Origin of the sequence: Bacillus mojavensis (genome assembly GCF_012648005.1) — a bacterium.
Taxonomy (GTDB): domain Bacteria; phylum Bacillota; class Bacilli; order Bacillales; family Bacillaceae; genus Bacillus; species Bacillus mojavensis.
In genome coordinates, this window is sequence record NZ_CP051464.1 from 2,360,508 (window position 1) to 2,381,560 (window position 21,053).

The following is a 21,053-nucleotide window of genomic DNA, read 5'->3' on the forward strand; positions in this document are numbered from 1 at the left end:
TGTTGCTTCTCTTGCGTGTTGAACGCACTTCAAAAAAATACATCAAGCAAGAAACATCTTAAGATTCTTCTATCTTAAATCCTTTGTTGGCTAAAGCTTTAGCAAGACTTTGCTCTGTTTTCACCTTCGAAAAATCTAATCCGAGCTTCACAACAGTCTGGGCGATTTCAGGCCTAATTCCTGAAATAATTGTCTCAATGCCCAGCAGTTTAGTGCTGTCAATCACTTTAAAGATTTGATAGGCAACCATCGTATCAACGATGGGAACACCGGATATATCTAAAAATAAATATGAAATCTTTAACGCCGAGCATTGGGCCAAAACGGATTCCAAAATGGTTCTCGCTCTGTACGTGTCAATTTCACCGACAAGGGGAAGAATTCCAATCTCTTTAGAAATCGGCATAATCGGTGCGCTCAATTCATTGATCATTTCTTTTTGCGCATTTAATTGGATCACCGTGACCTGGTGATATTCTTCTGTAAATACTTCGATAATCTCATCAATCGTTTGATTCAAAATCTTGCTCCACTCACATACATCCTGAATGCCGATTTCTTGGGAAGGAGCAGCTTCACTGAAATCCTGAATCCATTGCCACATAATGTGCCTAAACGCGTTAAACTGACCGACACTTTCCGTCACAGTCACCTCATGAACAGCACGGTCTCGGGCACATTGAAGTGACCATTGCTTAAGCTCATCCTTCACATCTTCTTTTCTAATGGATTTTGCTACAATTGCTACCAATGATTCATGCTGCTCTTTTAACTTTTGTTCTAATTTTTGCTGATCTTTAGCAGAATACAGCAAAGTTCCTTTTAACGTGCATGTTTCCAGCCATTGAAGTGTAATATCTTCTTTGTGCTCTGTTAAATACTGATCTAGAGCTTTCATTTCAATCGGTTACCTCCTGTGATGTTTATCTTTCAAAAAATTTATGATTGATTTGTATAACTTGTCTCACGTTACACATACTATTTTTACATACAGTGGGCTATAGCCAAGCGGTAAGGCAATGGACTTTGACTCCGTGATCGTTGGTTCGAATCCAGCTAGCCCAGTTTCTGAACCGTGAAAAACCGAAGATAAGCTGATTCAAGCAAATCAGCGGATCTTCGGTTTTTCATCATGCAGATTGATGAACCGTTTTTTTCTTCGATAACTTTAACAGTTCTCCCGGATTGTAGCCGATAACAAGCTTCCTGTTGTCCACGAGAATCGGACGGCGCAAAAGCTTCGGTTTCTCAATTAAAAGTTCAAGCACTTCGTTTACAGTCATATCTTCAATGTTTAAATTTAAATTTTTGAAGGTTTGGCTTCTTGTTGCTAATATTTCGTCAATTCCTTCTGTCGTTAAAGATAAAATATACTTTAATTCATCCATCGTTGGAGTTTCTCTGAATAAGTGCCGTTCGTTAAATTCAATCTGGTGCGCTTTGAGCCAATGTTTTGTTTTTCGGCATGACGTGCAGCTTGGGTATGAGTAAAATGTTAATTGTTCCATTATGTTTTTTCCTCCTCCAGTTAACCATCTCTTTGTAGAATAACTACCCGTATCAATTTTTCTTTAAACCATTTATTGAACTTTTTTTCGGGTTATTTCTAAAAAACCGTACATATAATAGAAAACGCAATCAAAGGGTTAAATACCATTTTTCATATTAATAATGAAAATGTTTACATTTTTGTCCGTGATCTATTATAATAACAGTCAGAGGGACTCTCGGGAGGGGATAAAAATGAATCGCATGTTCCGGGTGTTAGGATTTTGGACGGGAATATTTGCAGTCATGTTTTATTTAGGTGATATGAAAGATGCTTCCCTTTTATTTTTTGGACAGACGATCTTATTTGTGTTTCTATCGTATTTGAATTTAACAGAACGGATGTACATTTATATCTTTGGCGCTTATTTAACCATCTTCTTTGCCGGCTTCACATACTATTCCATTTTTATTATGGTACCAGGCGGCGGAGGACATTAAATGCAAAAAGAGACAAACCTCATCGGTTTGTCTCTTTTTCTATAATGAAAAACCATTTAAAAACGGATTTTGATCCTGCTCAGTCTGCACGTCAGTTTCAGGGCCATGTCCGCTTAACACCAATGTGTGCTCAGGCAGCGTAAGCAATTTTTCATGGATAGACGTAAGCAGCGTTTCTTGGTCGCCTCCATGTAAATCTGTACGGCCTATCCCGCCTTGAAACAGGACATCACCGGAAATCACCAGGTCGGCATCCTTCACGTAGTATGAAACGCTTCCTGGGGAATGTCCCGGGGTACATAACGTCTCCAGATGGAAAGGCCCGATATTCAGCTCACCGTCCCCTTCAATCAAATGATCTGCCGGCTTAGCTGTCACTTCTATCCCTCTCAGCATTCCTGAGCCGTTCAATGAGGCATCTGTAAGCCAATTCTTTTCATTTTGATGCAGATAGACAGGAATGTCCCATCTGTCTCTCACGTTATCCAGCGCCCCAATATGGTCAAAATGCGCATGTGTCAGTAAAATGGCTAAAGGCGTTAATCCTTTTTCTTTTATGTATTGATTGATTTTATCCCCTTCGCCGCCCGGATCAAAAATCAGGCATTGATCATCACTGATTAAAAAATATGCATTCGCTTGAATCGGCCCTACAGGCATTCTTCTCCATTTCACTTTTCTCACCTCTTTCCTTTTTATGCTCCTATTATGAGGGTTTTTGAAAAAAGATTCAAACAATCGCTATGAAAACGCTATCGACAAACACACTGAAAACGGGTAGAATAAAAATGGAAAGAATTGCAGGTTTTTCAATGTAAAGGGGGCTGCGTAATGTTACTTGTCGTGATTTTCGGCCTTGTCGCTCTTTTCGCTTTATGGGGAGTCTTGCGTTCTGTTAAAAACAAAAATATACTTGGATTTTTATTAGCCGGAGCCACCTTGTGTGTGTTTGGCTGGTTTACAGTGATGACGGTGATAAACAGCGGTTATCCTACTGCACATTAAAACCTGTATCCAGTGGGATACAGGTTTATTTTTTATTGCTGTAAATGTTTATTCACGCTTTCTATTTTACTTTCAAGCGTCGTTTTTTTGTCCCGTCTGTCATCGATGCGAATGTTGGTCGCCACTCTGTGAAGCCCTTTTTGAAAAGGCGCTTCGTGAATCGCCTGAATCACAGTGAAAAGGTCGCTGAGCTCACCTTCAATCAATGTGTTCATCGGTGTCAGCTGATATTTGATTTTCCCTTCGGCTTTATAGCCCTCTAAAATTTTCTGCACATCCGCCACATAGGCGCTTACACTAGGTGTTTCTGTTCCGATTGGGATAATGGTTACATCTGCGATAGCCATTAATTATTCCATCTCCTTTTTATCAATGATGATTGGCTTTATTTCATGTGATTTCAATGATATCATGCGCTCAAAATGAAACCCGTACAACGCATATTTTCCGTTCGGGGATACTTGTATCGGCTCCATTTCAGGCAAAGTAAAAAGATCCTGCACCTTTCCCGATTTCATATCAATCGCTGACAGCTTATATGCATCCCCGCTTTCTTTAAACGTATAAAACAGTCTGCCAGCCTCATCATAATCATACTCCATCGGAGCCAGGCTTGTATATTTGGTTTGGAGTGGCCAGTCCGCTGTAACTGCTTCACCATTCGATTGCGGTGATGTAAACTCATACAAGCCGTTCTCTCCGGAATCTGCTTTGACGGTAAAGTTCATATTATGAAATGAATCAAAGTAAAGGACATCCTCCTCCAGCTTTTTCTCCTTTTCAGAAGCAATATCATACGTATACAAAGGGCCTTCTTTATCGTTTCTTCCCTCTTTTAGATAGTCAAATGTGTTTTTTGAGGTCCAATGGACAAACGGAACCTGTATTGGACTTAAAGCAGACTTGTCTTTTTTGGCATCCACGTAATATGTATTGAAGTCCCAGTTTTCAGTGAATACCGTAACCATCATTTGATACGGATCATACTGATTCCATGCTGCCTCCAGCTCATACGTTTCGTATTCTTTCTGGTACAGCGTCTCCCCTTTCTGATTCAGCAAAACTACTGTTGTCTGTTGGCTATGCGTGATCTGCAGCAGAATCATCTGTTCTTTGGGATTGATTTGAACATCAACGATTTGACCATCCGTCTGATAGAGCTTTTCCGTTTTGCCATTAAAGATTTGATATGCAAGAAGCTCTGTTTTTGTCGGATTTGAGGCTGTATACAGAATTGTGTTGTTATTGAGCCAACCTTCCGCTCCGTCCGCTTTTCCTGCTGGCAGCGGAACAATCTCTTTTTCCTCACTTTTTGCCGTCGCTGCCTGTTTTTGCTGCTGATGAGACGGTTCGCATGCCGATAAACAAACTAACAATGCTGACAGCAGAATCAAACAAACTGATCTCATCAGCCTCCCCCTCCGATCATATTTATTGTCCCATATTTGATACGGCACGAAAAAGAAAAAGTTTCAGTTAGTCAAGAAAAAATAACGACCTCCATAAGATCCCGCTTGTCGCCTGATAAATCTGTGTAAACTGCTCAAACGGCAAGGGATTTTGACCTTTTCCGAGTTCCACCGTATAACCTTCTTTAAAATAGTGATGAATAAACCAGTCGCGGAATCCCGCATAGCTGTTAATATCCTTGACACCTTTATAAATGTTTCCGCTTATCGTCTCAAAATCCTTTATTACAGAAGCCGATTCTTCGGGCTCAAGGCCTTTATATCCCCAATAGATTTCTTCTCCCTGAGTGTGAAGGGCCAGCAGCCTGTCAGGCGGATCCGCCGTTATCAGCTGCTGCATCGCAATGGATTCCGGCTCCGTGAGCGGAGAAGTTCCAGGAAAATCTCGGTAGCTGGGCATTTTCGGTTTGCGGTATTTTTCAATTTCCCATAAAGACGGGAATTGTTTATTTAAATCAACGCCGTTAATATTTGCCTTCCATTCATTAAAATTCGGACGATGGCAGTTTAGTCTTTCAAGTTCATCTCTCCTGTCTCCCATGCCCGCTGACCCGTGTAAGACAAGATCAACACCATCCGGATTCACAAGAGGAACAAGAGACAGAGAGGTTCGGCTGAACAGCTCCAAAGGAGTAAAGCCAAAAAAATTCGTATTATGACATAAAGAGAGGCAATATTCCTTCAGCCATTTCAGCAGTACAGACGTGGTAATCCACTCATTCGCATGAAACGATGCATTCATGTGAACTTTTTTGGAGGTATGCTCGCCCTCAACTGTCAGCTCCCAGATCGGCCTGCCCAATACGGAACGTCCGATTTCCCGACATGAAACAAACGGAAACACATTGACTATTTTTTTTATTTCCTCTTCGACAGCAAGAAAGTCATAGATTTTTTCCTGCTCCAGCCAGTTGTCAGCAGGCTGCAGCTGCAGCGGGTGTAAAAAGCGCTTTACTTCCTGAATGGATTGAAGCTCCTTATCATTGCCTTCTTCAATCTTATAACCAGGACAGTACAATTGATGTTTCTGTGCTGTTTGATTGGCACTTCTAAGCAATGTCTCATCTATCTTCAGTTCTCTTGCTACTAAAGCCAAATTGTGTTTGATCTCAGGTTTTATCGTAATAAACGCCATCATCATCCCCCTTTTTGTTACTATATGACGGCGTTTTTTAAAAAAGAAAGCCTCCCGCGTTTTTTGATACGGGAGACTTTATGATCATGAAGCCTGATCAAGAATTTGTTTTTCTTTTCTTTTTGACGTATTGTCCAGCCTTTCCTGATCATAAAATCGCAACAAATCTCCGTAAATGATTTCATCGGAAAGTGAAAGCTCCTGCTTCGCTTTATCTGCAAATGTTTCACATTGCTTTGCCTCTTTCAAAGGCTTTCCTGTCGCTTTGTCATAACATAGACCGTCAGTATACACGATTTGGTCTGTGATAAAGCTACCATCACGCAGCACTGTAAAGTCCAGTTTATCGTCAGAAAGCAGATCGTTGCCGAATTGAATGAGGTTCTTTGTATCAATACCTAACAGATTCATCAGCGTCGGCCGGATATCGATTTGTCCGCCTACCTTGTCAATCGTTTTCGGCTTTTTGTCTGTAATTCCAGGAATATGAACGACAAACGGCACTTTTTGGAGTTGCACTTCTTCAAATGGTGTAATTTCTTTCCCTAAGAATTGCCCCATCGCTTCATTATGGTTTTCCGATATCCCGTAATGGTCACCGTATAAAACAATAATGGAGTTATCATATAAGCCGTCTTCCTTCAGCTTTTCGATAAACCGTTTCAGCGCCTCATCCTGATAACGCACAGTCGGGAAATACTTGTTTAACGTTTGGCTGCTTGAATCATATTCCTCAATCAATTTGTCCTCTTCATCAAGATCAAACGGAAAGTGATTCGTGAGTGTGATCAGCCTAGAGTAAAACGGCTGAGGCAGGTTTTTCATCAGCTCTGAAGACTGTTCAAAAAATTCTTTATCCTTCAGCCCCCAGCCGACTGAATTATCGTCAGAAACATCATACGATTCAATATCAAAAAATGAATCATACCCAAATGAATCGTACATTAAATCGCGATTCCAAAAGCTTTTATTATTGGCATGGAGCACCGCTGAATAATACCCGTTATTTTTGAGAATCTCAGGCGCGGCCATGTATTGATTGCCCGCATTTGTAAAGAACACAGCGCCTCGTCCAAGCGGATAAAGTGAATTGTCAACGATAAATTCAGAATCAGAGGTTTTCCCCTGCCCGGTTTGGTGGTAAACATTACTAAAGTGATAGCTTTCTTTTATAAAATCATTCAAAAACGGGGTGATTTCTTTTCCGTTCACCTTTTCATTGATCACAAAGCTTTGCGTCGACTCTAAAGATACAAGTATGACGTTTCTGCCTTTTGCGGCGCCAAATAAGTTCTTATTGGCATCTTTCGCATTGGCTGTGACATAGTTTTCGATTTCCGTCAGGCTGTTGCTGTCAGCCAGCGCTCTTTGCGCGGATTGCTTCGACTGAAGTACTCCGTCATAAATATGAAAATTAAACAGGCTGATATTTTTAACGAGCATTTCTCTGTCAAATGAGCGTGTCAATAGCTGCGGCCGTTCTGCCTCAGACAGACCTAAGTTGAAGAAATAAACGGAAGCCACAAACAAAAAATATGCCGCCCGTTCATTTTTCGTGGAGGGGATGTCTGATTGAAAGGCTTTTTGACGCATATGAAGCCATATTAAAATCACGATATCTACAGCCAAAAGGAGGTCTGTCGGCTCAAGAAGCGTTCCGATGCTGCTTCCCAGATCACCCATATTGCTCGTTTGAAAAAGAACCGGAATCGTTAGGAAATCATTGTAAAAACGATAAAAAACCATATTCGCCAGCAAAACAAACGTGACAATACAACTCATGGCAATAATGTAACGATTTCTGTTTCTTCCCTTTAAAAACAGGCTGAAGCCAAAAATAAGCAGCAAAAAGCTCAATGGGTTGATAAACAGAATAAATTCCTGCGTAAGATTGTCAATTTTAATATGGAAACTGGTTTTGTAAACAACATACGTTTTCAGCCACATCATTAAAATGGCAATCAGCATAAATGAAATCATCGAAAAAAACGTTTTTCGCATTTCAACCTCCTATGCAGCACGCTCAAAAAAATCAGTCTATTCTCAACATTCTCATTAACACATCAAATTAAATCTTAACCTGAACATAACAAAAAATCAATTTCATTTTCACAAATTTAACAATTTTGGTGTTTCAGCCATTCATTTTTAGCGATCCAAGCTCCTCCGATAACGCCCGCATCATTTCCAAGCGCCGCAATAGATATATCAGCCGCTTCCGCAGCGCGCGGAAAGGCACATATATGGAATGTTTTTTCGACTTTGGATCTCAGCAATTCCCCGGCTTTTGAAACGCCGCCGCCGAGAACAATTTTTGACGGATTAAGCGAGCTGGCCAGATTGCCAAGCACCAGGCCGAGATGCTTTGCTACATAATCGACAACTTCGAGAGCTAATTCATCATTTTCATTTGCTGCTTCAAATACATCTCGAGCTGTTAAATGCTCAGATGCTTTTAATTGTGTCGGCTTTTTAGCTTCTGCAATTTTCTCTTTTGCAATTCTAACAATGCCAGTTGCCGACGCGATGGTTTCAATACAGCCTGTTTTACCGCAGTTGCACGGCGCCCCGCCTTCAGGGATGCTGCAAATATGGCCGATTTCTCCGCCAGCGCCATTTATTCCGTGCACAATCTCCCCATTCACAATAATACCGCCGCCAACTCCTGTACCTAGTGTAACGAGAATGACGTCTTTTGCTCCGTCACCCGCCCCCTTCCACATTTCTCCGAGCGCGGCAATATTCGCATCATTTTCTATAACCGCAGGGATGCCTGTTTCCGTTTCCAGATGATTTTTTAAAGCATAGTTTTTCCATCCAAGATTCACTGTTTCATAAACGACCCCAGTTGCCATATCTACTGGCCCTGGTGCGCCCATTCCTATATATTTGACGATGTGCTTTGGTTTATGAAGCTCATCCAGCTTGCTGTCAATCGCTTTTGCTATTGTCACGGTAATGGTATCACCGGACTTATCGGTCGGCACTTCCCATTTATGCTGAATCTCTCCATATTGATTAATAAATGCGAGTTTTATCGTCGTTCCTCCAAGATCAATGCCCGCAAACCATATCTCGTCCATTTTTATCACCTTAACCTTTACGTAAATCTCTTTCGTTTCTTTGTTTGTTCCAGCTCTTTATGAAGGACAGCTGCGGCTTTAGCCCACTGCTCCTTCTCAATCATATGATTTATATATAGTTCCTTTAATTCATCGAGCATAAACTCAATTTCAAGCTCCCTGTCACCAAAGTAAACAATGTGTCCAAATGTTTTTAATAGCTGCTGTACATCATAAAATGTATTCATATTCCTCACCATTCTTGATCTTAACTATCAATAGCGTAGTCATAAAGAACCCGCCAGTCAAGAAGAAAACGCTGACAAAAATACCCGGAATTCATTCCTTGGCAAATTCAACGCTTTCTCATCTAGTCATTTATTCTTGTTTATTTTCAATTTCCTGCTGCAGTTTTTTGTAATGCTCTTCCTTCGGCTCCAGCTTTACAGCGGTCCTGATTGCCTTGTCAGCTTGACCAAGTTCATTTTTTTCCGCATACAGCAATGCTAAATAGTAATAGGACGTATGGTTTTTAGGCTCTTTTTGCACAGCTCTTTCTAAAAGAGAAATCGCCTGATCATATTCGCCGATTTGAATATCAGAAACGGCCAGGATTTTCAGAAGATCAGCTGAAGCGTCTTTCTGCTCAGCTTCACCGTTCAGCAGTTCGGTTACTTCTTTATATTTTCCTTCCTGATAAAGCTCATTTGCCTGCCGGATCAGCGCTGTCTCCTGATGGGACGGTGAATGCAATCCGTAATAGAGAAACCCGCCGGCCAGGGCAACCAGCAGAATCGCTGACACCAATTTTTTGCCCAAGGCTTTTGTTTTTGGCAAACCAAGTGCTGCCGCAGCAAGAAAACCGCCGACCAAGCCGCCAATATGCCCTGAATTATCAATATGCGAAACCGCAAAGCCAAAACCCAGGTTTATCAGGATAATAACAATAATATTTGTGCCTATTGTTTTTAGAAACATTTTTCGATTTGACACAGCTACATACAGCAATGCGCCTAAGCAGCCGAATATGGCGCCTGAAGCACCGGCTGAAGGATAAGGACTGAACACGAAGCTGGCGATCGATCCTGTGATACCCGCCGCCAAATAAATCAGCAAGAATCTTCCTGATCCATACATGCGCTCAACAGCGGTTCCGACCGACCATAAAGCCAGCGTGTTAAAGGCTAAATGCGCAAGGCCGATGTGAAGCACAATCGGCGTCAGCAGGCGCCACCATTCTCCGTCTGCAATCAGGCCGTTTTCCTTAGCGCCGAAAGCAACAAGCGTCTCCGTATTGGTGCTTCCGCCGTTTATTTCGAGCAGGAAAAACATCACGAGCTGCAGCGCGATGAACAAATATGTAAAGATCGGCTTTCCGTTCTGGAAAAACGCCGCTTCTTTTTTCCGCTGTTCTTCTTGTTTCTGCACTAGTGAAAAAAAGCGTTCTTTTGCCATTTGGGCGTGTTCCAATGAGTCTCGGTCTTCTGTCCATTCAACAGCTTCAAATGATGGAAAAATGGCTTGCAGATCTTCATGAAGTGACGTACCAGTCACAAGTGCAGTTTCAACGGATACCTGTCCTTTTTCAAAAGGCTTGTCGGCGATTTCCTGCCAGTCATCGACAGGTGCTTCCGCTGAGATCAGCACATTCAGCAGCTTCAAATGCCGCTTGCCGATAGACTTCCTGACATGCTCTATTCGCTCCGCCTGCACTTCTATGTCCCTTGCAATTTCTTGGCGAAAATCAATATTCTGTTTAAAGAGGCGAACCAGATCATGAGAGGATTTGTCCGGTGCTTCCAGCCATATTTCATCAGATTCATCCGATTGTATGACGCCATACCCTCTCCTTACTAAATGCGCCGCGACATTCCAATATGTATACTCCAACAAATACATGTTTACCGCTCCAATGGTTTTTTTTCATTATAACAGCTGGTGCTCTTGACGCCTACTAAAAGCAAAAAATCCCGTGAAAACGGGATTTTTAAAAAGCTTGCTGTATAAACTTATTGCGGATAAATGGAATTTTTAAAAAAAGATGAATAAAGGACCGTCTGATCCCAGGCTGGCTGAGTACGGTATTCATGAGACGGTAACGGTTTTGGTAAAACATCACGGCAGAAACAGCGCAAATGGCATAGATCATAAATTTTTTCATTATATCCCTCCTGCCATTAGGGTTTGTTATTCTTTCTGATTTATTCTTGATGAAGGGACGAGCTATGAAAAACAAGAAATGATTCGACCCTCAGTAACCAGCATTTGAACCGGGATATCATGTGACAGATGCGGCACGTGATCATACAGCTGGCATTCTAAAAGCAAAGAGACTGTGTTTCCTTTATAATCACTTAAATAACGATCATAATAACCGCCGCCAAAGCCAATCCTATAGCCGTCAGGATCAAAACATACGCCAGGCACGATTATCAAATCAATCTGTGATTGGTACACTTCATGCGTTTTCTCAATGATCGGCTCCTGAAGTCCGGCGTAAACCGTTTCAAGCTGATCATCCGCTTGAAATGTGCGGAACTGCATCCTTTTCGTATCAGGATCACACTTTGGAATACAAACTTCTTTCCCTTCCCCCCAGGCTTTTTCGATGATCGGCCGTGTCGGTACCTCCAGCCCTCTTGAAATGGTGACGGCTATGGTGCGGGCATTCTGCCATTCTGGGAGAGAAAATAAACGCTCGTTGATACACGCAGTTTTCTTAGACCATTCTTTACTTGTTATCGCTGATACATTTTCCATTGTCTTTTTTCTTAATTGTGATTTCATTTTTATCCCCCTCGGAATAGAAAAAAGCCAGAACCTTTTTCAAAGCTCTGGCTTTTTTCTTACACCTCAAACAGCTATGCTGTTATTTTGTTTCACGGTGTAACGTAGATTTTTTATCACGTGGGCAATATTTTTTAAATTCAACGCGGTCTGGATTGTTGCGTTTGTTCTTTTTAGAAATATAGTTACGCTCACCACATTCTGTGCAAGCCAAAGTAATATTAACGCGCATTGTTTTCCCTCCAAACTAAATATCATTTACTTATTCAGACTTATATATAATACCACTATAATGGACGGAATGCTAGGATGTTTTTCAATGAAATCATGAATTATTGGATAGACGCTGATAAAGCTGTAAATAGGATGCTGTGATGATCTGTGGATGATGCAGTTTCATCACCCGTTCTCGGCCCGCTTCTTTTATCCGGCAGGCGTTTTCTTCATCTATTAATACGTTGTGAAGCCTATCCGCCGCTCCCCGTTCTTGCGAAAAATCAGCTGCAATTGCAGTTTTGTTATGAACGGCAAAGTCACAAAAACCGCCCGACTGCGGTACGGCTGTCAGCACGCCTTGTTCCATGCTTTCTTGTGCAGCGAGCCCAAAGGGTTCATAAAAGCTTGGGAAAACAGCCATTTCACATTGAGACAGAAACGTCACGATTTCTCTTCTATTTAAAAAAGGATAAAACATTACACTTTCCTTTATGCTCAACTGCTCAGCCAGTTTCTTATAGGATGCCAATAACGGCCCTTGTCCGGCTAGCACCAACTGAAGGTCAGGCCGGCATTTGTTCAGAATAGAAAATACCTTCAACAGCTGTGAAAACCCTTTTTCCGGAACAAACCTTCCAAACGAAAACAAGTATCTTTTATGTATCAACCTTTCAGCTAGACCTATTTTCGCCTCCAGTGACAGAGGGCTTGGGATGACGGTTATTTTTTCACGAAACGGATACGCCTTACTAATCGATCTCTTCATAAAAGTGCTTAACACAATCAATTCATCGGAAATGTCGATGAGGAGCCGCTCCGTCAGCAGCCTGTACGGATGAGGCATTTCTTTGCACACCTGCTTCCTTCCGCTTTCAAGCCCGTGGATCGTTGCAGCAAGCGGAATGCTGAGCTGCTTTTTCAAATAATGAGCGGCAGGGGCCGTCATGTCATCATGGGCATGAATCAGATCAAAGCGTTTATTGCATGACAACACTTGCTGAACCATTCTAACATTGACATCAGCTATAAAGTCTTCAACATTCGCATAGGAACATAGCTTCCTGCTTGGAGCGCAGACTGTTATGTTGATATGCGGATTTAAATAGGATATAAGACGGCTTAAATGAACACCAAGCCCGCTTTTCGGTTTATAAGGATGTTCGAATGAAAGCATAAGGATGTTCATTTCTCTCTTCCCTCACTGCGATAGCAGGTGTAAGCAGAAAATTGCTCCTCCCACCTGGTATGTGCTTCTGCATTGCGAAAACTGTTTATGTCGCTGACACCGTTTTCTGCAAGTAAGGTGTCCTCTGTTTCAGCTAGTTTGAGAGAAACATTCATTGAATTCAGTATTCTGTATTCAGCACGATACAAAGCATGACCAGGCACCTGAACAATGAGCCATTTCCCTTTATCCCGTTTTATGCGTTTCGTCCTGACAGCTTCTATACCGTTTCTTTTCATAAAAATACGAATTTCTTTTATCATGTCGGGCGTTTTTTCGAAAAGTACGGTTTCTGCCAGTTTCATCGTCTCAACTGACAGATTCCATCGGACTGTCAATGTGTGAGAGTTTTGGATATTCATGTCGAATACGTCCCTAAAAAAAGGAATCCCACTTCGAATGTTATAAGGAAATGAGTGTTGGTCCATAGGCTTCTCACAATCTCCTTTCCTTCCATTGGCTCGGTGATCCTATTAAACCATTACACATAAAGGAAGAAAAGAAAGATTTCTCGACAAAAACTCGTTTTTTTCGCGAATTCCTTTAGAATCCACTTGTTTTATGGTATAAAAAAGAAGGATAAAAAAAGAATAGAAGGTGATGAAACGTGGAAATTGCTATTATTGCGTTGTTTATCGTCAGTATAGCGCTAATTGCATTCTCATATTCTCAACGAGATCCGATGAAAGATGTCGAGCAGGAGCTTGAAACATTGCAGCTTTCTGCTATGCAGGAAATTTATAAGCTCAAAAAGAAAATGACGGTGCTTGAGGAAGAATTACTTGAAACAAACCTTGTGATCCGCAAAGCAAAGAACAGCGGCATCAATCAAAAGATCGCCAAGCAAATACTTTCTAAATATAATAATGGCATGTCAGCTGAAGCAATTGCTAAAGCTGAGCATGTATCAGTAGAAGACGTGAATACGATTATAAAAGATAATGAGAAGGTGCTCGTATGACAAAACGAGGCATTCAGGCATTTGCCGGCGGTATCATATTAGCGACAGCCGTTCTCGCAAGTGTTTTTTATCTGACAGATGAAGATCAAGCAGCTGCTGTAAAAGAACAAAAAACAGTAACCGAGCAAGACGTAAACAATTATCTCGATTCTAAAAAAATGGTTTCTGTTAACCGTGATGAATATCAAAAGCTTCTCGACTCAAAAGAGAAATCTCTGAGCGATGACAGCAGCTCAGACTCGAAAACAGGCAAAGTAAAAACGTACAAGCTTATCATTAAAGACGGCATGAGCACCGCAGATGTATCAGCTATTCTTGAAAAAGAAGGCATTATTGCTTCAGCTGAAGACTTTAATGACTACGTGATAGACGCGGGGTATCACAAGGAGATCCGTGCCGGTGAATTTAAAGTAAAATCAGATATGAGCTTCAAAAAAATCGTTAAAACATTAACACGATAAAAAAACAGGCTATGTTAACAGCCTGTTTTTTTTATCCGAATTTCCCTGTAATATAATCGAGTGTTCTTTGATCTCTCGGCTGAGAGAACATTTTATTTGTATTGTCGCATTCAACAAGCTCACCCATGTAGAAAAATGCAGTTTGATCAGAAACCCTCGCTGCCTGCTGCATGTTGTGCGTCACGATAACGATGGTGTATTTATTTTTCAGCTGAAGAATGAGCTCTTCAATTTTTCTCGTCGAAATTGGATCTAACGCAGATGTCGGCTCATCCATCAGCAAAATATCAGGGTTTGTCGCAAGAGCCCTGGCGATACAGAGACGCTGCTGCTGACCGCCTGATAATGAGAGTGCAGATGAATGCAAACGATCCTTCACCTCACCCCACAGCGCCACGTCTTTTAATGACTTTTCTACAATGTCTTGCAGCTTCTTTTTATTTTTGACGCCGTGGACTCTCGGTCCGTAAGCGACATTATCAAAAATTGATTGCGGAAACGGGTTTCCTTTCTGAAATACCATGCCGATGTTTTTTCTCAAATCTACGATATCGACTTTATCTTTTAAAATGTTGCTGCCATTATAATTCAGCTCACCTGCAAGCTTTACATTCGGCGTCATTTGAATCATTAAATTCAATGTTTTAATAAATGTTGATTTGCCGCATCCTGACGGCCCGATAATCGCCGTAACTTCGTTTTGATTAATGCTCAAATTGATATTTTTTAAGGCATGGTTTTCTCCATACCATAAATTCATTCCGTTGACTTGATAAACTTCCTGTTTCTTTACAGCTTCGGTAGCAATACTCATTGCCGCCCTCCTATCCGAATTTCCCGTTAATGTAATCCTCTGTTTTTTGCTTCTTCGGACTTGTAAAAATTTGTTCGGTCTGTCCGTATTCAACGATTTCGCCGTTTAAAAAGAAAGCCGTCCGGTCAGACACCCGCAGAGCCTGCTGCATATTATGAGTGACAATGATAATTGAGTATTCGCTTTTCAATTCCGTAATCAATTCTTCTATTTTCGCATTTGAAATTGGATCAAGCGCTGAAGCAGGTTCATCAAGAAGAAGAACGGCCGGCTTCATTGCAAGCGTTCTGGCAATACATAAACGCTGCTGCTGACCGCCTGATAACGAAAGCGCGGATGAATGCAAACGGTCCTTTACTTCATCCCAGAGCGCCGCTTTTGTTAAGCTTTCTTCCACGATGTCGTCTAGCACTGCTTTGTTCCGCTCACCGGCATATTTTAATGCATGCGTGATATTATGGTAGATCGATTTCGGAAATGGATTCGGCTTTTGGAAGACCATGCCGATTTCTCTTCTTAAGCTGACAACGTTTATATTGCTTCCCAGTATATTTAATCCTTCATACAAAATTTCACCATCGCTTCTTGCAGAAGGAATTAAGTCATTCATTCGGTTAATATTTCTTAAAAAAGTAGATTTGCCGCATCCTGACGGCCCGATCAAAGCGGTTACCGCATTTTTTTCAATCTCCATATTCACATCACGAACAGCCTGTTTGTTTCCGTAGAAAATAGACAGATCCTTCACCTCGAGCACATTTTGCTGCTGAGGTATCATTCCCACTCTCTCAGGCTTTTCTTTTACCATTTGTTCAGACATTGTTTTCGCCTCTTTCCGGTCTAATTTGCCGTAAGCTTTTTATAGATTATTGTTCCAAGCCATCTCGCTGCGAGATTGAAGACAAGAACTGAAATCACCAGCACTGCAGAACCGCCGTTGGCAATCGCTTCAGCATCCGGAATCATCCCTTGCGTATTTACGTTCCAAATGTGGACCGCAAGTGTTTCAGCGGGTCTGAAAATATTAAGCGGCGATGTTTCAGAAAACGGATTCCACTCTGCAAAATTGAGGCGCGGCGTTGTAAGTCCTGCTGTAAATAATAAAGCCGCTGCTTCTCCGAACACCCTCCCTGACGCTAAAATGGCACCTGTGATGATGGAAGGGATTGCGCTTGGTATTAATACGGTTTTTACGGTATGCCAGCGAGAAACACCTAGAGCGAGCGATGCTTCCTTCAAATCTGTAGGGACTGAACGGACCGCGTCTTCTGTCACACGTACCATAACTGGAAGGTTAAATACTGTTAATGCCAGCGCCCCGCCTATGATCGTATATCCCCAGCCTGTCAGGTTAACAAACATCAGTAATCCGAACATTCCAATGACAATGGACGGAAGAGATGAAAGGACCTCAATACATGTTCTGATAAAATCTGTCACTTTGTTGTTAGGCGCGTATTCCGCCATGAACACGCCGCCGCCCACTCCGAGCGGGATGGTAATCAGCATCGTGATAAACAAAATATAGAAGGAGTTAAACAGCTGGTCTCGTATTCCGCCTCCTGCGGCGATGGCGCTGGATTTTGTCGTAATAAAGTCTAAGCTGAGCTGAGAAACACCGTTAATAATAATATAGGAAAACAAACCGACTAGAATCGCGGCGATAATGGCTGCGCATAAACCGAACATTCCAGTCGCCAGTTTATTAGTTAATTTGCGGTTCATTACACTTTCCTCCTAGATGACAAGTAGCGAATAAGCAGGATGAACAAGAATGACATCACCAGCAACACAAGTCCCATTGACCACAGCGTATTATTTTCAACGCTTCCGTATGTGGTATGGCCCATATTCAGCGTAATAATGGTTGTCAATGTTCCTGCGGTGTCAAGCAGACTTTCAGGCAAAACTCTTGTATTTCCAATCACCATTTGAACAGCCAGAGCTTCACCAAACGCACGCGCCATACCTAGGACAACGGCAGTCATTAATGTCGGAAAAGCTGCAGGGATGAGTACTTTTCTAATGGTCTGCCATCTTGTCGCACCGAGAGCGTAAGAACCTTCTCTTAAGCTTTTCGGAAGTGATGCCATCGCATCAGCTGAGATAGATGTGATCGTCGGCAGAATCATAATGGAAAGCACAATCGTTCCCGCCAATAAACTGTGTCCTGTTCCGCTCGTTTTGAACTGAGCAATAAAAGGCACCAATACTGTAAGACCTATGAATCCATAAACAACAGATGGGATGCCGACCAATAATTCGATCACCGGCTGCAGCACTTTCTTTCCCCAATTCGGCGCAATTTCCGTCATAAAGATCGCACCTGCTATACCGAGTGGGGCAGCAATGAGAGCGGAGAGAATCGTTACTGCAAATGAGCCAAAGATAAATGGCAGCACTCCGTATTTCGGATCAGAATCTGTAGGGTTCCAATTCAGACTGGTTAAGAATTCAATTGGGCTTACACCATTTACTAGAAAAGATTGCAGCCCCTTAATACCGAGGAAAATGGTGATTGCCACAGATGCCGCTATCATTATAAGCGCGCAGGCTGTCACGATCATTCTTCCCCGAATTTCATCCAATTGCCGGTTTTGCCTTGAGCTGATTAAACGTTCGCTCACAGACATATTTTCTCTATTGTTTATCATCGTTTTACACTCCTATGAATGTGTTAAGAGGAGAAACGGAAGTCTCCGCACTCCTCTTTTTATTTAGATCAGCTTTGCTTCCCTTTGGCATCGCGAGTCACTTTCATGTCAGTAACCGGAATGTACCCTTGGTCAGTTACAATACTTTTTTGAATGTCTTCACTTTTTAGATAATCAAGAAATTCTTTCGCTAGATCTTTCGCTTCGCCTTTTGTATAAGAATGCTGATAAGCCCAGATCGGATACTCGCCAGTTGTAACGTTTTTCGCTTCTGGCTTCACTCCGTCAATGGATAAAGCTGTTACTTTGTCATCTGTTAAATATGAGAATGCAAGATATCCAATCGCTCCCGGAGTGTCAGCAATGATTTTTTTCACAGTGTTGGAAGAATCCTCAGTAATGCCTTCTGCCGGTTCTTCTCCGTCAAGCGCGTATTTTACAAATGTCGCACGTGTACCTGAAGAATCAGGACGGTTTACAAGCGTAATTTTTTGGTCCTTGCCGCCAAGCTCTTTCCAGTTTTTGATTTTGCCAGTGAAGATTTTTTTCAATTCATCTTTTGAGATATCTTTTACACCTGTATCAGGGTTTACAGCCGCTGCCATACCGACTACTGCAACTTGATGATCGACAAGCGCTTTTGCGTCGATGCCTTCTTTTTCTTCAGCAAAAACATCTGAATTTCCGATTTGCACAGCCCCTTCAGAGACCTGAGAAAGCCCTGTTCCAGAACCCCCTGCTTGTACCTGTATATCAGCATCAGGGTTTTCTTCCATAAATTTTTCTGCAGCTGCAAGTACTAATGGCTGCATGGCCGATGAACCAGAAATGGTTAAAGAACCTGATGCCTTTTCTTCTCCTTTTGCAGAGCCGCTATTTGATTTTTCACTATCTCCTGCGTTTCCGCATGCAGCTGCAACCATCATAAAAGCAGCCATTAGAAGCATAAGCACCAATTTGTTTTTTTTCATTTCCTGAATTCCCCCTGCGTATAATGTGTAATTTGTCCTACACGTTTAGAGTAAAGGTTCTATGTAAAATAGGTTTAAATCGAATGTTAAGGTTTTGTAAATCCGTGCATTTTTTTGTATAAAAAAACGCCCACATGATGTGGACGTTTCTGTTTAGTTAGCAGAAGACGAGGTGTTTTCTGCTTTTTCTTCAATTTTGTCTTTATTCTTTTGCTGAGTATCTTCTTTGTCCTGCTTCGATTTCAGCTCAAAATATTTATCCAATACTTCTCTGCCGATTTCGTTGGTAATGGTATATTTAGCGCTGTAATCTACATAAGCCCAAGGAACTACAACAGAGATGGCAACCTCAGGGTTATCAGCAGGCGCATAAGCAACAAGTGTCGTATTATAAGTACCTTCACCTGTTTTTGATTTATTTGGTCCGTCATAGAACGATTGCGCTGTTCCTGTTTTAGCAGCAGGCTTATAAGATGCTGAAGCAAATTGACTTGCCGCCGTTCCTTTAGTGGCGACTCGTCTAAACCCGGCTTGAACTTCTTTAATGTACTCGCCTTTCATATCAACTTTATTCAGCACTTCAGGCTGAACAGATTGTACAACTGCCCCGATTCCTTTTTCAGCGTCAGGTTCCCTTACTTCTTTTACAAGCTGAGGTTTCAAGCGGTATCCACCATTTGCGATTGTTGATACATATTGTGCCAGTTCGAGCGGTGTATACGTATCATATTGGCCGATAGCGTAATCTAGCAAGAATCCCGTCAATCTGCTTGTTCCTTTATAGCCTGTCATTTCATTTGGAAGGTCAATCCCAGTTTTGACACCAAGTCCAAATTGACTGAAATAATTCCGGAATGTATCAAAAGCCGTCGTATCAATTGGTAAAGCTTGATGCGGTTTATATTCACCTTTTCCAAGTGCGATTGCAGTTTTAAACATGAATACGTTTGAAGACTGCTCTAAGGCTCTTTGAATATTAACAGGTCCTAAAGTAGTCCACGATTTTTTGCCGTTTTTATCCTGACCAATATATAATGGTTCATCCTGAAAGACTGTATTCAGATTGATGGCACCAGTTTGAAGACCTGTCAGTACAGTTGCGCCTTTGACAGCTGACCCCATAGCATAAGATGACGTCATATTTCCCAGTGCGTAATCGTCAATTTTATATTTTCCATTTTCTGTTTTAATCTGCTTACCCGCCATCGTCAGCACTTCACCGTTTCTCGGGTCCATCATGACGACAAATGCCCGGTCTAACAATTCAGTACTTGGTCTTGCTTTAGCAGATTTGAGATTTTTTTCGATAATTTTTTCAACTGATTTTTGCAGGTCAATGTCAATCGTAAGCACGAGATCTTTACCGGCTTTCCCTTCAGAAACGGTCTTCGTTCCCGTTACATTGCCGTTTGAATCTGTGATATTTTCCACCTTAGCTTTTTGGCCCTGCAAAAGGCTTTCGTATTGATATTCCAGATAACTTTTTCCAACCCTGTCGTTTCTACTGTAGCCAAGCGATAAATAATGGTCGAGCAGATTTGACGGTAATCCTTCATCAGAGCTGGAAACACTTCCGAGCACTGAGCGAAGAAGATTTTTGTACGGATATTCACGTTCCCAGTCTGACGTGACATCAACACCCGGCAGTTCATCTAAATGTTCACTCACAACTGCCATTTCTTTCGCTGATACATCTTCATTTTTGATGTATTGCGGTGTTAACGCATATCCGGAGTCCATCTGTCTTTTAATGGCGAGAATCTGCATGTCTTTATCAGTCAATTCATTCAGCTGCTTATCGGTAATCCGTTTCAGCTGGAGCTGATATAAATCATCATCTGATAATTTTTTATTTTCTACCTGCTGTCTTTCCTTAGAAGTAATCAGCTTTTTCGCTTCTTTTGGTCTTGTCAAAATCCAATAATCTTTTTTATCCCGTTCTGTTACTTTTTTTGTATCGACTTTAATCATATCCGCCAGCTTCTTTGCGATTTTCAAACGCTGTTCTTGCGTTGTAGATTTAGATCTCGTGTATGTAATCGCATTTAAAGCCTTATTTGTCACAATGGCATTGAAATTTCGATCATAGATTTTCCCGCGCGGCACCGCCGAGCTGACTTCACTTTGTTCCTGCTGATTGGCTTGATTTTTGTAATCATCGCCTTGAACGATCTGCTTAATGCCAAGCTCCACAATAATCCAGGTGAAAATGACAAAAGCGGCCAAAAATAAAATATTCAGCCGGATCGGAAGCGACTTCTTTTTCTCTTTATGATTTTGCTTTTTTTGTTTATTTCTCCTCAT

General features: G+C 41.7%; 24 protein-coding genes, 1 tRNA gene and 1 pseudogene. 5 read left to right on the top strand and 21 right to left on the bottom strand.

Annotation, left to right across the window (positions count from 1 at the left end; genetic code table 11):
- Positions 1-58 precede the first annotated feature (58 nt).
- The gene (locus tag HC660_RS12325; protein WP_168748239.1) at positions 59-898 is read right to left on the bottom strand and encodes an RsbT co-antagonist protein RsbRD; all 840 of its coding nucleotides are present in this window, start codon (positions 896-898) and stop codon (positions 59-61) included.
- 96 nt (positions 899-994) lie between these two features.
- On the opposite strand from HC660_RS12325, the gene HC660_RS12330 reads away from it, so the two are divergent.
- Positions 995-1,065 (top strand) — tRNA-Gln (locus HC660_RS12330).
- A 65-nt stretch (positions 1,066-1,130) separates the two neighbouring features.
- Here HC660_RS12330 and mgsR read toward each other — a convergent pair.
- On the bottom strand, positions 1,131-1,511 hold the full coding sequence (gene mgsR, locus HC660_RS12335) for a transcriptional regulator MgsR (RefSeq protein ID WP_026014741.1): 381 nt from the start codon (positions 1,509-1,511) through the stop codon (positions 1,131-1,133).
- 232 nt (positions 1,512-1,743) lie between these two features.
- Between mgsR and HC660_RS12340 the strand changes: the two genes are divergently transcribed.
- Positions 1,744-1,989, top strand: coding sequence for a DUF2626 domain-containing protein (locus HC660_RS12340; protein ID WP_003226300.1), 246 nt, complete (start codon positions 1,744-1,746; stop codon positions 1,987-1,989).
- Positions 1,990-2,028: 39 nt separating this feature from the next.
- Here the strand turns inward: HC660_RS12340 and HC660_RS12345 are convergent, their stop codons facing one another.
- Positions 2,029-2,664, bottom strand: coding sequence for an MBL fold metallo-hydrolase (locus HC660_RS12345; RefSeq protein WP_168748240.1), 636 nt, complete (start codon positions 2,662-2,664; stop codon positions 2,029-2,031).
- A gap of 156 nt (positions 2,665-2,820) precedes the next feature.
- Here HC660_RS12345 and HC660_RS12350 point away from each other — a divergent pair, with 156 nt between their 5' ends.
- Positions 2,821-2,994 carry a DUF2759 domain-containing protein gene (locus HC660_RS12350; RefSeq protein WP_010334935.1) on the top strand — a complete coding sequence of 58 codons (174 nt, stop codon included), beginning with the start codon at positions 2,821-2,823 and terminating at the stop codon, positions 2,992-2,994.
- 32 nt (positions 2,995-3,026) lie between these two features.
- Here HC660_RS12350 and HC660_RS12355 read toward each other — a convergent pair whose 3' ends face one another.
- The 12 genes and pseudogenes from HC660_RS12355 to HC660_RS12410 all read right to left on the bottom strand — a co-directional run bounded on the left by HC660_RS12355 (position 3,027) and on the right by HC660_RS12410 (position 13,316).
- A complete protein-coding gene (locus HC660_RS12355) occupies positions 3,027-3,341 on the bottom strand; it encodes an MTH1187 family thiamine-binding protein (RefSeq protein WP_010334936.1) in 315 nt (104 codons plus the stop codon).
- A 3-nt stretch (positions 3,342-3,344) separates the two neighbouring features.
- A complete protein-coding gene (locus HC660_RS12360; RefSeq protein WP_168748241.1) occupies positions 3,345-4,403 on the bottom strand; it encodes a YqgU-like beta propeller domain-containing protein in 1,059 nt (352 codons plus the stop codon).
- 67 nt (positions 4,404-4,470) lie between these two features.
- A complete protein-coding gene (locus HC660_RS12365; RefSeq protein WP_168749467.1) occupies positions 4,471-5,601 on the bottom strand; it encodes a M14 family metallopeptidase in 1,131 nt (376 codons plus the stop codon).
- Positions 5,602-5,682: 81 nt separating this feature from the next.
- Complete coding sequence (locus HC660_RS12370; RefSeq protein ID WP_168748242.1) at positions 5,683-7,599, bottom strand: LTA synthase family protein; 1,917 nt, start codon at positions 7,597-7,599, stop codon at positions 5,683-5,685.
- A 116-nt stretch (positions 7,600-7,715) separates the two neighbouring features.
- Positions 7,716-8,681 carry a glucose kinase GlcK gene (glcK, locus tag HC660_RS12375; RefSeq protein WP_168748243.1) on the bottom strand — a complete coding sequence of 322 codons (966 nt, stop codon included), beginning with the start codon at positions 8,679-8,681 and terminating at the stop codon, positions 7,716-7,718.
- 10 nt (positions 8,682-8,691) lie between these two features.
- Positions 8,692-8,908: pseudogene (locus HC660_RS12380) on the bottom strand (YqgQ family protein).
- Between the two features lie 130 nt (positions 8,909-9,038).
- Positions 9,039-10,559 (bottom strand): rhomboid protease YqgP, encoded by a 1,521-nt coding sequence (yqgP, locus tag HC660_RS12385; protein ID WP_168748244.1) that lies wholly within the window; start codon positions 10,557-10,559, stop codon positions 9,039-9,041.
- 88 nt (positions 10,560-10,647) lie between these two features.
- Positions 10,648-10,821, bottom strand: coding sequence for a protein YqgO (locus HC660_RS12390; protein ID WP_032731265.1), 174 nt, complete (start codon positions 10,819-10,821; stop codon positions 10,648-10,650).
- A 62-nt stretch (positions 10,822-10,883) separates the two neighbouring features.
- Complete coding sequence (locus HC660_RS12395; RefSeq protein WP_168748245.1) at positions 10,884-11,447, bottom strand: 5-formyltetrahydrofolate cyclo-ligase; 564 nt, start codon at positions 11,445-11,447, stop codon at positions 10,884-10,886.
- Between the two features lie 82 nt (positions 11,448-11,529).
- Positions 11,530-11,679, bottom strand: coding sequence for a 50S ribosomal protein L33 (rpmG, locus tag HC660_RS12400; protein WP_003153056.1), 150 nt, complete (start codon positions 11,677-11,679; stop codon positions 11,530-11,532).
- Between the two features lie 93 nt (positions 11,680-11,772).
- A complete protein-coding gene (locus tag HC660_RS12405; protein ID WP_168748246.1) occupies positions 11,773-12,849 on the bottom strand; it encodes a glycosyltransferase family 4 protein in 1,077 nt (358 codons plus the stop codon).
- A complete protein-coding gene (locus tag HC660_RS12410) occupies positions 12,846-13,316 on the bottom strand; it encodes a hypothetical protein (protein WP_244956460.1) in 471 nt (156 codons plus the stop codon). Before HC660_RS12410 ends, HC660_RS12405 begins: the two co-directional genes overlap by 4 nt.
- A gap of 179 nt (positions 13,317-13,495) precedes the next feature.
- On the opposite strand from HC660_RS12410, the gene HC660_RS12415 reads away from it, so the two are divergent.
- Positions 13,496-13,849: a hypothetical protein gene (locus tag HC660_RS12415; RefSeq protein ID WP_010334943.1), complete on the top strand. Its 354-nt coding sequence runs from the start codon at positions 13,496-13,498 to the stop codon at positions 13,847-13,849.
- Complete coding sequence (locus HC660_RS12420; RefSeq protein WP_010334944.1) at positions 13,846-14,310, top strand: MltG/YceG/YrrL family protein; 465 nt, start codon at positions 13,846-13,848, stop codon at positions 14,308-14,310. The genes HC660_RS12415 and HC660_RS12420 overlap by 4 nt, the downstream gene beginning before the upstream one ends.
- A gap of 31 nt (positions 14,311-14,341) precedes the next feature.
- Here HC660_RS12420 and pstB (HC660_RS12425) read toward each other — a convergent pair whose 3' ends face one another.
- The 6 genes from pstB (HC660_RS12425) to pbpA all read right to left on the bottom strand — a co-directional run bounded on the left by pstB (HC660_RS12425) (position 14,342) and on the right by pbpA (position 21,053).
- The gene (pstB, locus tag HC660_RS12425; protein WP_168748247.1) at positions 14,342-15,124 is read right to left on the bottom strand and encodes a phosphate ABC transporter ATP-binding protein PstB; all 783 of its coding nucleotides are present in this window, start codon (positions 15,122-15,124) and stop codon (positions 14,342-14,344) included.
- A gap of 10 nt (positions 15,125-15,134) precedes the next feature.
- The gene (gene pstB / locus HC660_RS12430) at positions 15,135-15,944 is read right to left on the bottom strand and encodes a phosphate ABC transporter ATP-binding protein PstB (protein ID WP_168748248.1); all 810 of its coding nucleotides are present in this window, start codon (positions 15,942-15,944) and stop codon (positions 15,135-15,137) included.
- Positions 15,945-15,964: 20 nt separating this feature from the next.
- Positions 15,965-16,849 carry a phosphate ABC transporter permease PstA gene (gene pstA / locus HC660_RS12435; protein ID WP_168748249.1) on the bottom strand — a complete coding sequence of 295 codons (885 nt, stop codon included), beginning with the start codon at positions 16,847-16,849 and terminating at the stop codon, positions 15,965-15,967.
- Positions 16,849-17,778 carry a phosphate ABC transporter permease subunit PstC gene (gene pstC, locus HC660_RS12440; RefSeq protein ID WP_010334948.1) on the bottom strand — a complete coding sequence of 310 codons (930 nt, stop codon included), beginning with the start codon at positions 17,776-17,778 and terminating at the stop codon, positions 16,849-16,851. The genes pstA and pstC overlap by 1 nt, the downstream gene beginning before the upstream one ends.
- Before the next feature lie 68 nt (positions 17,779-17,846).
- Positions 17,847-18,749, bottom strand: coding sequence for a phosphate ABC transporter substrate-binding protein (locus tag HC660_RS12445; RefSeq protein ID WP_010334949.1), 903 nt, complete (start codon positions 18,747-18,749; stop codon positions 17,847-17,849).
- Between the two features lie 153 nt (positions 18,750-18,902).
- A complete protein-coding gene (gene pbpA / locus HC660_RS12450) occupies positions 18,903-21,053 on the bottom strand; it encodes a penicillin-binding protein 2A (protein WP_168748250.1) in 2,151 nt (716 codons plus the stop codon).